The 12,771-nt window shown below is 58.0% G+C and carries 9 protein-coding genes and 1 pseudogene; 3 read left to right on the plus strand and 7 right to left on the minus strand.

The annotated features are described in order from the left end of the window. Window positions 1-175 precede the first annotated feature (175 nt). The gene (locus QCM77_RS03165) at window positions 176-2,317 is read left to right on the plus strand and encodes a type I secretion system permease/ATPase (protein ID WP_279681984.1); all 2,142 of its coding nucleotides are present in this window, start codon (window positions 176-178) and stop codon (window positions 2,315-2,317) included. A gap of 97 nt (window positions 2,318-2,414) precedes the next feature. After that, complete coding sequence (locus tag QCM77_RS03170; protein ID WP_279681985.1) at window positions 2,415-4,424, plus strand: HlyD family type I secretion periplasmic adaptor subunit; 2,010 nt, start codon at window positions 2,415-2,417, stop codon at window positions 4,422-4,424. A 72-nt stretch (window positions 4,425-4,496) separates the two neighbouring features. Here QCM77_RS03170 and QCM77_RS03175 read toward each other — a convergent pair whose 3' ends face one another. The 4 genes from QCM77_RS03175 to QCM77_RS03190 all read right to left on the minus strand — a co-directional run bounded on the left by QCM77_RS03175 (window position 4,497) and on the right by QCM77_RS03190 (window position 8,479). Further along, complete coding sequence (locus QCM77_RS03175) at window positions 4,497-4,886, minus strand: VanZ family protein (protein ID WP_279681987.1); 390 nt, start codon at window positions 4,884-4,886, stop codon at window positions 4,497-4,499. 169 nt (window positions 4,887-5,055) lie between these two features. Further along, window positions 5,056-6,417: a DUF4910 domain-containing protein gene (locus QCM77_RS03180; RefSeq protein ID WP_279681989.1), complete on the minus strand. Its 1,362-nt coding sequence runs from the start codon at window positions 6,415-6,417 to the stop codon at window positions 5,056-5,058. Between the two features lie 30 nt (window positions 6,418-6,447). Continuing rightward, window positions 6,448-7,701, minus strand: coding sequence for a methyltransferase domain-containing protein (locus QCM77_RS03185; RefSeq protein ID WP_279663132.1), 1,254 nt, complete (start codon window positions 7,699-7,701; stop codon window positions 6,448-6,450). 196 nt (window positions 7,702-7,897) lie between these two features. Then, window positions 7,898-8,479: a dTDP-4-dehydrorhamnose 3,5-epimerase family protein gene (locus QCM77_RS03190; protein WP_279681991.1), complete on the minus strand. Its 582-nt coding sequence runs from the start codon at window positions 8,477-8,479 to the stop codon at window positions 7,898-7,900. Between the two features lie 555 nt (window positions 8,480-9,034). Here QCM77_RS03190 and QCM77_RS03195 point away from each other — a divergent pair. Further along, entirely contained in the window at window positions 9,035-10,453 is a 1,419-nt protein-coding gene (locus QCM77_RS03195) for a glutamate-1-semialdehyde 2,1-aminomutase (protein WP_462804288.1), read from the plus strand. 189 nt (window positions 10,454-10,642) lie between these two features. Here the strand turns inward: QCM77_RS03195 and QCM77_RS03200 are convergent, their stop codons facing one another. From QCM77_RS03200 to QCM77_RS03210, 3 genes and pseudogenes are all read right to left on the minus strand, one after another. Then, window positions 10,643-10,924 carry a Crp/Fnr family transcriptional regulator gene (locus QCM77_RS03200; RefSeq protein ID WP_279682073.1) on the minus strand — a complete coding sequence of 94 codons (282 nt, stop codon included), beginning with the start codon at window positions 10,922-10,924 and terminating at the stop codon, window positions 10,643-10,645. An 87-nt stretch (window positions 10,925-11,011) separates the two neighbouring features. Next, a pseudogene (locus tag QCM77_RS03205) lies at window positions 11,012-11,314 on the minus strand (cyclic nucleotide-binding domain-containing protein); the annotation flags it as partial. 603 nt (window positions 11,315-11,917) lie between these two features. Next, entirely contained in the window at window positions 11,918-12,688 is a 771-nt protein-coding gene (locus tag QCM77_RS03210; protein ID WP_279681995.1) for a LuxR C-terminal-related transcriptional regulator, read from the minus strand. Window positions 12,689-12,771: the final 83 nt, after the last annotated feature.

Below are 12,771 nucleotides of genomic sequence, written 5' to 3' on the forward strand. Positions count from 1 at the left end.
GGGGCGGCTCCTAAAATGGGTTGATGGCCTGCTGCCTCGCCGGATTGCTTCCCTAATCGGCCGATATCGGGTTGCGTCCTGAGCCACGCGCAGCGTCGGGCGAATACCATCATGGTCGATATTCACTGCCACAGGCATTACCCGGCCAAACTGTGTGATGCGGCGCGGAGTGCCAATGCACGAGCAACTTGAGCCAACTGGCGCAATCCCTGATCAAGGATTGATCGCGTTGGTCATGATGCTCCGATTTCACGGGGTCGCAGTTGATCCTGAACGGATCCGTCATCAGTTCGGAGGAGTTGTCAGGATCGCCGAGATGCTCCGCTGCGCCAAAGATCTGGGGCTGAGGGCACGCGTCGTCAGAACGAATTGGTCTAGGCTTTCCGGTCTACCCATGCCGGCACTCGCCATCCTGCGCGAGGACAAATTCTTGATCTTCGGAAAGGCCAGTGAGGACAAGGTCATCGCTCTCGAGCCTGGTCGCCCTCAGCCGGTCATAATGTCGCGAATGGAGATCGAGGCCGCCTGGGACGGATCGGTGATCCTGATGACGCGCCGCGCGTCTCTCTCCGATCTCGCCCGCCGTTTCGACATCACCTGGTTTCTCGGCGCGATTCACAAGTACCGGCGGCTGCTGACCGAAGTTCTGGCTGCATCATTCTGCCTGCAGCTTTTTGCGCTTGTATCGCCCCTCATCTTTCAGGTCGTGATCGACAAGGTCCTGGTTCACCAGAGCATGCGCACTCTGGACGTGCTCGCTATTGGCCTTGTCGCAATCGCGTTGTTTGAAACGATACTTGGCATCCTTCGCACCTATCTGTTTTCCCACACCACAAATCGGATCGACGTGGAACTGGGCGCCCGGCTGTTTCGTCACCTATTGGCTCTGCCAATTGGCTATTTTCAGGCACGGCGCGTTGGCGACTCCGTTGCGAGGGTGCGGGAACTGGAGAATATCCGCAATTTCCTGACCAGTTCGGCCTTGACGCTGATCATCGATTTGTTCTTTGCGACCATCTTCATCGCGATGCTGTTCTTCTACTCACCGGCGCTGACATGGATCGTTCTCTTCTCGCTTCCAATCTATGTCGGAATTTCCGCCGCCGCCACGCCGCTGTTTCAGCGACGGCTTGATGAGAAGTTTCAGCGTGGCGCAGAAAATCAGGCCTTCCTTGTGGAGAGTGTGACTGGAATAGAGACACTCAAGGCAATGGCCGTCGAGCCCCAGATGCAGCGCCGTTGGGAGCAGCAACTCGCCGGATATGTCGCCGCTAGTTTTCGAGTCATCAGTCTTGCCAACGTAGCAAGTCAATTGGTTCAATTTGTCAGCAAACTGGTCAGCGCGGCTATCCTCTATTTCGGCGCGAGACTTGTCATAGGTGGCGATCTTACCGTTGGCGAACTTGTAGCTTTCAATTTGCTCGCCGGCCGCGCAAGCGCTCCAGTGCTTCGATTGGCTCAGACTTGGCAAGACTTTCATCAGGCCAGGCTTTCGATCGCACGCCTTGGCGATATTCTGAATACGGAGACCGAGCCGGTCTACAATCCCGGCAAGATGGCACTGGCTGCGATCCGAGGCCATATCACTTTCGAGCACGTGACCTTTCGCTACCGCATTGACGGACCCGAGATCCTGCGGGATATGCACTTCCATGTTCCCGCGAGCCAGGTCATTGGAATAGTAGGCGCCTCGGGGTCGGGAAAGAGCACGTTGGCCAAGCTGGTGCAACGACTCTACATACCTGAGCGCGGTCGAGTCCTGGTCGACGGCATCGACGTTGCGCAGGTGGACCCCGCCTGGTTGCGTCGCCAGATTGGCGTGGTTCTTCAGGACAACATGCTTTTCAACTGCTCGATCAGGGATAATATTGCGTTCGCCGATCCCGCGACATCGACGGAACGCGTGATCGAGGCGGCCACAATGGCTGGTGCACATAACTTTATTCTGAAGCTACCGCAGGGCTATGACACCACCGTAGGGGAACGGGGGAATAGTCTGTCAGGTGGACAGCGTCAGCGCATTGCAATTGCGCGCGCGCTTGTAACCGATCCTCGGATCCTGATTCTTGACGAGGCCACCAGCGCACTCGACTATGAGAGCGAGCACATTGTTCAACAGAATATGGCGAAGATTTCACAGGGCCGGACTGTACTGATCATTGCGCATCGATTGTCGGCCCTGCGAATGGCCGACCGCATCATCACGATTGAAGATGGCCGCCTGATCGAGGACGGCACCCATCAAGAACTGATCAATCGCGGCGGGCGGTATTCCAAGCTCTATCGCCTGCAGACAGGTTTCCATGAGCTTCCATAGCACGTTCCTCTCTCACGACCGCGCAAGGAGACGATGCGGCCCGGCCTATCCGTCTCACACTCCGTATTGGAATCGCTGAGGGCCGATGGAGCGGACTGTGACACAGGCTATCGAAGACCCCGGGCTTTTTGTCCTGGACGTCCTCCTACGCCTGCGCGGTATTGAGAGCAATCTCGATCACATTCGCCGACGGTCAGGCTACGCTCCGATCGGCGTTCCGGAAATGCTCGCTTATGCAAGAGAGGTCAACCTTTCTGCACGTTGTGCACTGACCGATTGGGATGAGCTGTCAAAGCATCCTCTGCCGGGAATTGTTCCGCTTCGCAGCCAAAGCTTCCTATTGCTTGGAAAACTGCACGGCAACGAAGCGGTGATCCTTGCTCCCGGCGCCGAAAGGCCGGCTATCATCTCCAGATCTGAACTCGAAGCTATCTGGGATGGGCGGCTGGTTTTGATTATCCGACGCCGCGCCATCACCGCTTGGCTCCTGCGCCTCTCTCAAAATTGCCTGGGCCTAGTGCAGGATTTGAAGGCGCGTTCACTGGCAATGACGTCTCGACTGACCGACCTGTTTTCCGGCTTTGCCGGCCGAGCGCCTTTAACGGCGGAGCGGCGGCCCGCGGGGCCGGCGCAGAGCGGCTCGGGGAATGCCGTCATTGTCTTCGCAGATCACGCCCGCAAGCTCGGCCGCGCGGTCGCAAGGCTCGGGCCCACCCATGAGGCGCACCCGAGCCACGAGCTCGCCTTTCTGCCCGCAGCACTAGAGATCATCGAGACGCCTCCGTCTCCGGTGGGACGTGCCATCGTCGTCAGCATTATGGCCGGGCTCGCTGTCGCATTGGCCTGGGCCTGCATTGGAACGGTCGACATTGTTGCCATCGCTCCGGGCAAGATCATTCCAAGCGGCCGGACCAAGACCATTCAACCCTTCGAAACCAGCGTTGTCCGCGCGATCTACGTCCGCGACGGGCAAGTTGTCGCAGCCGGCGAACGACTGATCGATCTGGATGCTACTGTTTCCGCGGCCGAACTGAGCCACTTGAAGGGCGATCTGATGAGCGCACAGCTCGACGTCGCGCGTTTGAAGTCCTTGCTCTCAAACAAGACCGATCCCGCCTCAACATTCGAAGCCCCGCCCGGCGCGTCACCTGCGCTGGCCGAGATGCACCGTCGCTTTCTTATCAGCCAGACCACCGAGCAGAATGCGAAGCTCGCCACAATTGATCGTCAAATCGCGCAGAAAGAAGCAGAGCGAGCAACCTCCAAAGCGTCAATTGAGAAGCTGAAGGCAACCATCGGTCCACTTCAGCAGCGTGTTGAAATACGCGAGCAGCTGTATCAGAAAGAACTGGGCTCGAAGCTGTTGTACTTGACTGAGCTCCAGGAACTGGTCGGCCAACGCCAGGAGATACTTGTTCAGCAAAGCCGTTTCGGCGAGGCGGACGGCGCCATTGGCGTTCTCATGGAGACCCGAAACAAGGCAATCGCCGAGTATGAGCGTACCTTGTTCGAGGAACTCGCCAAAGCGGAACAGAAGGCTGCCGGGTTAACCCAGGACGTCATCAAGGCGGAGCGACACGCGGGTTTGCAGAGTCTGACAGCTCCCATCGGCGGTGTCGTGCAGCAGCTCGCTGTCCATACAGTCGGCGGCGTCGTCACGCCGGCGCAACAGCTTATGCTGATTGTTCCGACCGACAGTAATCTCGAGGTCGAAGCCATGATATCGAACCAGGACATCGGCTTCATCGAAGCAGGCCAGGAAGCCGCCATCAAGATCGACACTTTCAATTTCACCCGCTACGGACTGCTGCATGGCACGATTGTCAGCATCTCCCAGGACGCCATTCCCCGCAACAAACCGCCAGAGAGCGGCAACACGAGGTCGTCGGGTGCGGAGACAACCAGCAGCGAACCGAAGGGTCAGGAGCTTGTGTACGCCGCGCGGGTATCGCTCGACCGCAACCACATGGACATTGACAACAGACGTGTCAGCCTTTCTCCAGGCATGGCTGCAACGGTTGAAGTCAAATCCGGCTCACGTAGCATCATCAGCTACGTCCTCTCACCGATCATGAGGTACAAGCAGGAGAGTCTACGCGAGAGATAGTCGGCCCGCCGCGGAACGTTAGGCGTCACGACCGCCGCAACTCCTGTTCGATCTGTGTCGCGAATTGGTTCGTTATGCCGATGTACCGGGTCGTTGGGACTTCAGGGTGTTCTTGATCCGATCGACCCACGCCCACCAGATCTGCGTTCCCACGCGGCCGACGCCGACGCCGCAGACTCCCCCTGCCGCCTTTACGAATGCATCTAGTACTCGACCATGCCGGTCCGGTGTCAGCAATTGCAAACTTTCGAGAGCAACGGCACTGGCGATCATCATGGTAGCGATGAGCAACGTGCGGCGCGGCGCGCCCAAGGCAAAGGCGATCCCCATGACGGCAAAGGCAGCGAAGTGCTCAAGTTGCAGCCCTGCCATCGTCGGGCGGTCCCGGATCGGAGAAAGGGTTGCAAAGGCGATGAAAGCTAGTGCCACCCAGCCAGTCACTAACGACAGCCGTTGGATCATGACGTCGTGCCAACCCACATTCTCTTCAATCTGACGTTCGGCCCACCCGCTTCTCGAGCGGCTTGCCGCGGCTGGCCGCTACCTGGAGATGGCAACCCATCATGCCACAGAGAGTTGCATTCGCGTTCTCTGGCCCGCCGCGGTGCGACGCCGAGCCAGCTCCATCGCGCTACTTCGCCGGATCCGGGACAATCGATTTTATGAGCCCTGCTCCGCTCAGCGCCGCCGCTGCCTGTTTGATCGTTTCCCAAGGCAGTCGAGCCCGTTCGGCGATATCAAGAAGTGAGTTTTCTCCGTCGGACATGTTCAAAATCCATAGCAGACCCATCTGGTAGTCTCCGGCCGCAAGACCGCCCAGCTCGCTGTAGAGGCCGTAATTGCCAAGCTTTGGCTCGCAGAACGGCTTCTCGCTCCGGTAGCAAGCATTGTTCTCGATGATGTCGATGGTCGAAATTGCTTTCGAAAGCGTGTCACGCAGCGCAGCTGGACGAACAAGGTCCAAATTGTCGGCTGAGCTGTGGTACTCCGCGAACTTGCCGTAGGGTGTTCGCATCACGGTTCCAATCGGAAGATTGAAACCAGGCGAACAGTACTGCCGTTCGTCGTAGCCATAGGGAGAAAACTCCTCGATCTCGTACGGATCGCCACTCTGCTCGAGGACGTAGGACCAAGCCCTGTCGATCTCGGCGTTGCCGCGGCGGCTTTTTTTGTAAGTCACTGGTCCCGGATCTCCCGCACAGGTTACGACGAATCCATGCTTAACTCGCCCGACATGTGCCTCGTTCAGCGCCAACCACGTGATCGAGCCGATCGTGCCCGGGGCAAAAACGAAACGATAGGTATATCTATGGTCCATCTTCCGAAGGTACTGGGCAAGTGCCGTAGCAACCCCGATTCCCGACAAATTGTCATTGCACAGTGACGGATGACAAATATGGCAGGAGATCAACACCTCGTCCGAAGTACGGCCAAGCAACCTCAAATCGCCGTATGTCAAATGGCCCGGTTCGAGCCTGGAGTCGACACAGACCTCATAGTCGTCCTCCGGCATTGCCAGCAGTTGATTGTGCGGCAAACAGAAGCCCCAGGTCGTCTGGTAATAGCTCGTGCGATAGGGCGTCCAATCAGGTCTTTCCGGATCCGAGTAAAGATGGGGCTTGAGCTCGTCGAGTGTCATGCGCGCCCGCACCGGCGTGCTGTAGCTGAGGAGATGCAGGTTCGACTTCTTAAAATCGACCACACGTTCGCCGGCGCTGTTCTTTATGTATGCGTCCCGAACGTTCCACTCCGGGGGCACAGTCCAATCGAACACCTGCAGGCCTGAAGGTACCTCACAAGTTGTGAGCGGGATGTAGTTTCGGATCAAGTCAATCGTTCTTCGAACCCCGTCTCCCGTGATGCTACGGCAGATCGGATACATGTCTGCGATAAAGTCGTAAATCGCCTGCCCGCTTTCATCAGCCGACAGATCGACCGCCATCTCGCTTTCCCTGAGGTTCGCAAGATCTACATGCCGCGCAATGTCGTCCATCCCTCGCCTCGCTAACGAACTCAACCCGGATCAATCTACGAGTCTAGGCTCCGGGATCGGCACCACGAATTGCGCTCCCCAGCTGCGGGCAAACGACAGCTGGTTGACGATCTCTCGTTTCAAGTTCCAGGGCAGGATGAGTATGTAATCCGGCTTTGTCACGCTGATCCGCTCAGGCTCGAAGATCGGAATATGGGTGCCCGGCAACAGACAGCCCTGCTTGTGTGGACTTCGATCAACCGTATATTCGATATGATCGGTGGTAATACCGCAATAGTTCAGGAGGGTGTTTCCCTTCGCCGGGGCCCCGTACCCGACCACCCGCTTGCCCTGGCGCTTCGCCTCCTCGAGAAACGCGAGCAGCTTGCGTTTGGTTTGCATAGCGCGTTCTTCAAACGCATCGTAGTGATCAAGATCGGCGTATCCGGCGTTGATCTCGCGCGTCCGGAGATCGTCGACCCGGTGCGAGATTGGATGCCATCCTTTGCTGTGCTGGGCATAGATCCGCAGCGATCCGCCATGCGTAGGCAGTTCCTCCACGTCAAACAACGTCAGCCCATGCGCCGCAAAAATCTTCTCGACGGAGATGAAGGAAAAGTAGGAAAAGTGCTCGTGATAAATCGTGTCGATCTGACATTCATCGAACAACCGCATCAAATGCGGGAATTCCATTGTAATGACGCCTCGATCCTCGAGGAGGATGCTCATGCCTTTGACGAAGTCGTTCAGGTTCGGCACGTGGGCGAGGACGTTGTTTCCAATCAACAGATTGGCGCGCAACCCCTCACGCCTCAGGGTGCGGGCGGTGCGTTCGCCAAAGAACTCCACGCGGGTCGGAATCCCCCTCGCGCGCGCCACAGCGGCGACGTTTTGAGCTGGCTCGATTCCTAGAACCGGAACGTCCTTCTCGACAAAGTATTGCAACAAGTATCCATCGTTGCTTGCAATCTCCACGACCTTGCTCTGAGGACCGATTCCGAACCTTTCCATAGCCCGCGCGACGTAGGACTTGGCGTGTTGCAGCCATGACTCGCTATAGGACGAAAAGTAGGCGTAGTCCCCGAAGATGTTCTCCGGCGCTTCCCATTCCTCCAGTTGAACAAGGAAGCATTCTCCGCAAACGTACGCGCGCAACGGAAAGAAGCGCTCGTCCCGCTTGGCTTTTTCATCTCGCAGATAGGAATTGGCCAGCGGCGACAGTCCGAGATCGATGAACACGCGTTCGAGGGGCGTATTGCAGAAGCGGCAGCAACTCGGCTCCGCTGCCCGTACAGATGGCGCCATGGCGTTGTGGGGGCGAGTGACTTCTTCTTCCAACATTCTGTGGCTCCTGCCGAGCAAGCGACGATAGCTTCCGACACGCTAGCTCTCGTCGGCGTGGAGCTATTGACGGTCGTCAAGTCACGCGTGGGTTTCTGGAGCCGTTCTCGGGATGCATATGGCGAGACTACGTGTTGACGAGGTCGCGCCGCCGCTTGATCTAAGTGCCTGCCCGCGCAGCGGACCTCATCCGCGCCTTCAATTCGGCACCGATCTCGCTGTAGGGCTTCCATGCCCTGTCGCGTTCCGAGATCACGCGTACGTCTGTCGGCCAGGCGACTGCAAGCGCCGGATCATCATGCGACAGCCCGCCTTCGGCGCCCGGTACGTGGTAGTTGCTGATGAGGTAGATCAGCTCGGCGTCGTCGGTGAGCGTGATGAAGCCGTGTGCGAAGCGCTCGGGTATGTAGAGGCCGCGGCCGTTGTCCGCAGACAGGTTGACCGTGACAGAGCGCAAATAGGTCGGCGATTCCGGCCTTAAGTCGACGATCACGTCGGCCACCGCACCCTTGGAGCATCGCACATACTTGGCCTCCGCTGCCGGCGGATATTGAAAATGCATCCCGCGCAACGTGCCGCGTTTCGCGTTGTAGCTGATACTCCCCTGCGCGACGACGGGTTTGAGACCGTGCGCCAGAAACGTATCGGCGCAGAATATCCGGGCAAAGTACCCGCGGTTATCCTGGTGCCTGTCGACGTCCACCGTGTAGGCTCCGGTGAGGATCGTTTCTGAGAATATCATGCTGCAGGAGAGACCGTTAGGTTACTGATTTCTAAAGGAACACAATTCGGCAAAGTTGAAAGGCAAGCCACAGCAGAGCGAGGTCCCATGCGACGACGCAAACCAGCGCCAAAGCGACACCGAGAACAGGCCAGTCGATGCCTCGCCTCGCCGTTTTCGCGACGCTGATTTCGGATACGTATCTTGCAGTTCTGAGTTGCTCAGCTTCAGACATGCTTGGCACCCAACCCTGAAACACAACGGCCTTCAGCCTAGCTGACGCCGCATTCATCAATCTGACGAAGCTCAATAACGATGGGATGGGAGGCGATGTCTTCAGTTGAGGAACGGCGCAGGGGCAGGGCCTGCGGTCTGGGAGCTCTCTGCTTCCATCTCGTTGCAGAGAGCGACCAACTCGAAATGACTGCTGAAAATTTTGCCACGAACGGTGCCGAATTGAGAACTCTCAAGTATGCGGCATTTTGGCCATATCGAATGGGTCGACAGGCAAGGGGGATTGGCGAGAGAAAGTTGGTCCTTCGAAAATTACGCGCGGCAGCGGGGTCGGTAATGAAGATGAATTCTTCCTGCTGGTCAGGAACGGCGACGAGGGAAAATCTCGGCAGGTTCACGGCGTCTGGCGAACTACGACTTCGAGCCCGCGCAGCGATCCCTGGTGGAGCACACACCTACGCGAAAGGCGATGATCAATATCCGCTGCTGGCGCCGGGCTTCATCTTGAAGGGCTTCGGCTGCCACGTCTGGGACGCTGACGGCAACGAGTTCATCGAATACGGAATGGGGCTGCGCGCCGTGTCACTCGGCCATGGCTTTGCCGCTGTAGTCAGGGCCGCCACAGAGCAGCTGTCGCAAGGAACAAATTTTACGCGGCCATCGACGCTGGAGGTCGAGTGCGCGGAGCGTCTGATCGAGCTGGTCCCCGGCGCCGAAATGGCAAAGTTCACGAAAGACGGGTCGACGGCCACGACTGCCGCGATCCGACTTGCCCGAGCCTACACCGGCCGGGATATGGTCGCCATGTGCTCCGACCACCCCTTCTTCTCCTACGACGATTGGGCGATCTGCACGACGGCGATGGACGCCGGCATCCCCCTCGATGTGACACGGCTGACGCTCGGATTCCGGTACAATGACCTGTCCTCGGCGGAAGCGCTTTTTGCTCAGTACCCGGGCCAGATCGCAGCGCTGATCCTCGAAGCCGAAAAGGAGGTGCCGCCTGCCGCCGGATATCTGACCGGGTTGCGCGAACTCTGTGATCGGAACGGCGCCCTCTTGATTTTCGACGAGATGATCACGGGCTTTCGGTGGCCGAAATGCTCCGCTCAGAGGTATCACGAGGTCGAGGCCGATCTATCGACGTTCGGCAAGGCGCTGGGCAACGGCATTGCGATCTCCGCGCTGGTTGGCAAGAGCGACATCATGAAACTCGGCGGCCCCGATCATGATCGAGACCGTGTCTTCTTGCTGTCAACCACGCACGGTGCCGAAACCCACGCGTTGGCCGCGGCATTGGCCGTCATGGACACCTATCGCGACCGGCCAGTCATCGAGACGCTCCACCGCCAGGGAGACCGCCTGAAAGCCGGGGTCGAAGCTTCTGCGCGCCGTCGCGGACTAGCCAACCATTTCAAGCTCGCCGGCCGGACGTCCAACTTGATCTATACCTGCCTCGATGGCGACGGAGCGCCATCACAGATCTTTCGCGCGCTGTTTTTGCAGGAGACAATCCGCCGCGGCTTGCTAGCCCCGTCACTGGTCGTGAGCTATTCGCACTCTGATGATGATATCGACCAGACCATCGAGGCCATCGATGGAGCACTCGACGTGTACCGGAAGGCGCTGGAAGACGGACCGGAAGCCCATCTGATCGGTCGACCGGTTCAACCCGTATTCCGTCGGCGAGCCAATCCAGTTCTGCAGCCGACATGCCAAATGTTGAGCGACGCAAAAGCAAATGAATCGCTCAAGGCCTGACGCTCCGTAGGTCGGCAACATACTTCAGCAGACGGCGGGCCATTCCAACCGGTGGCCCGCCGTAAACAAGGGAAACAGTCACGGCCAAAGTGCGAACGCTCAGCCCAGTCCGAACCTGCCGCCGCCGCGTGGAAGGAATCAAATGAACTTTCTCATTCGCAAATCGAAATCAAATCAAATCAAATCAAATCAATCGAAGGCCGGCCCGTTGGAGATCCTCGCCAAACCTTCCAGATTGATGAACCTGATGGTCTTACGGTTGGGCAGGTCAATTAGTTTTTTCGCTTTGAACTCTGCGAGCGTGCGGCAAACCGTTTCAAGCGATGTTCCGACGTGGTCGGCAAGATCGGCCCGGGGCAACTGAAGCCGGAGTGCTTCCGGGCGTTTGAGATCGGCAGGCAAGTGCGGCCGAATGCGCAACAACAGCCACGCGATGCGCGCCACGCAATTTTTTTGGCTCATGGTCAGCACCAACGAGAGCGTATCCGCCAAGACCTGGTGTGCACCACAGGGCTCATCGCTCCGACACACTCCAGAGACTTTCGATCGAACTACGCGACAATCTGTCACGGCCTCTGCGGTATACTGCTGGTTGGTTGAATGAGTTGGCATGACCACATCGCCGGGCCAATAGAAGGCGAGGATTTGGCGGTTTCCGTTCTCAAGTAGCCGGACCGCCCGGACGACGCCCTCAACAATTTCGATCTTGTGAGCCTCTTCTTCTCCCTCCCAGAATAGTGCCCGGCCACGGGGTATGAAGGATGTGGAGGGCCGTCGGAACTCAGGAGCGTCGTTACGGGTCGATCTGAAGATTGGCGTAGATAGTTTTCCGTCGTCGAGCGAAGCCGATTCCGTAAGCATGTCTATCACCTCAGCACCCAATCCGGCGCATTGAAGTGTAGGCCCTCTTGATCCGAAGGATACTCAGGCTAATGCGTTAGCTTTTTGCCGGTTCCGAATAAGCCGGTCGATCTAGTCCGTCAGGGCGAGAAAACTATTCGCTGCTCGCGCAGGACCCAACCAAGCGAAAAATTCGTGCAAACGATTGGCAAGATGCGCGTCGCTGCGGCAGTCGTGCCGATTTCCGCGCCTACCTTCGTTCGCACCGATTTGCGACAGCGGAGCAACAGACGCGAAGCATGCACAAGGCACGCTCCCAGTAACTCTTAACGGTCTGAGTTTCCAGAGGCGTCCCGGGATTATTCACTTTGGTGGAACTCCGAGTGCGATGCCGGCATATTGAAAATGCCCCAGAGGAAGACGGAGAAGACACAACCTGAAGACCGGGGCAGCGCAATTCAGCGGCGACGATACACTTGCCTTCCTGGAGGCTCTGGCGCTTGCCGAGAGGTGCGGCGAACCAAGGCTCGTCGGCGCGCCGCGTCGACCGCTTCGTTCGCTAACTCCTGGATGCGGTCAGCGCGCCGGATCCCGCCCGGACACGTGACAAGATGATGACGCCGCTCATTTGAAAAGGCGACGATCGCTCCGCCGGTCTTCGAAAGAACGGCCAATCCACCGGGGGCCGGAGATCTGATCGGAACCTGAGCCATCGCTCCTGTTGATCACGAACCTCTTGCTCTTCATTTTCGTGGTTAACCGGTCTCTGGGCCCGACCAGCTTCGCGGCCATAAACGCGGCCTCCGTGCGATTGCGAGCGCCAAGCGCGCGCAGCAGAGCCGCTGTATGAATCTTGCTGGTCCCTTCCGCAATACTCAGTTCGCGCGCAATCTCCTTGTTCGACATTCCCTGAGCCAGGAGCGGAAGAATTTCGTTCTGCCGGCGGGTCAATCGCAGGGCCTCTAGATCGAAGTTGACCGTCTGAGCAGTTTCTGGCCGGCGAACGTCATCATCAGCCAGCCACCGGGGTACATAGATGCGCCCCGACAACAAATCATCGATCGCGGACAGCAATTCCTCATCCGACTGCAGCTTGGGCACGAAACCGTGGAAGCCGGCCGAAAGACACCTCAACACATCCTCACGCGTGGTCGACGTCGACATCACGGCAATACGCGTCGCGGGCCTTATGTCGAATACTTCAGCAAGAACACCGAGCGAACGCGGGGTGAGGCAGCCGAGGTCGATCAAAATCAGATCGAAACTGGTCTCCAGATCGAAGCCTTCGAGCCCCGAGGTATCAACAACGCGAGATTTCTTGAACCGGGTCCCAATCACGTCCCGGAGGCCGCTACGATAAACACTGTGCGCATCGACTACTAATATAACAGACACTGCTCAATCCTCGAGCAATCCCGTACTCTTACCCGGAATGCTTACATCGTTGGCAGCTCGACTGACAAAAGCGCGAGCAAAAA

Origin of the sequence: Bradyrhizobium nivariense (genome assembly GCF_029846695.2) — a bacterium.
Lineage (GTDB): Bacteria > Pseudomonadota > Alphaproteobacteria > Rhizobiales > Xanthobacteraceae > Bradyrhizobium.

What these genes read in the sequence shown, in the direction of transcription:
- QCM77_RS03165 (WP_279681984.1), top strand. Translation starts at nt 176, where the DNA reads ATGCACGAGCAACTTGAGCCAACTGGCGCAATCCCTGATCAAGGATTG.
- QCM77_RS03175 (WP_279681987.1), bottom strand. Translation starts at nt 4,886, where the DNA reads ATGATCCAACGGCTGTCGTTAGTGACTGGCTGGGTGGCACTAGCTTTC.
- QCM77_RS03180 (WP_279681989.1), bottom strand. Translation starts at nt 6,417, where the DNA reads ATGGACGACATTGCGCGGCATGTAGATCTTGCGAACCTCAGGGAAAGC.
- QCM77_RS03185 (WP_279663132.1), bottom strand. Translation starts at nt 7,701, where the DNA reads ATGGCGCCATCTGTACGGGCAGCGGAGCCGAGTTGCTGCCGCTTCTGC.
- QCM77_RS03190 (WP_279681991.1), bottom strand. Translation starts at nt 8,479, where the DNA reads ATGATATTCTCAGAAACGATCCTCACCGGAGCCTACACGGTGGACGTC.
- QCM77_RS03195 (WP_462804288.1), top strand. Translation starts at nt 9,035, where the DNA reads ATGAATTCTTCCTGCTGGTCAGGAACGGCGACGAGGGAAAATCTCGGC.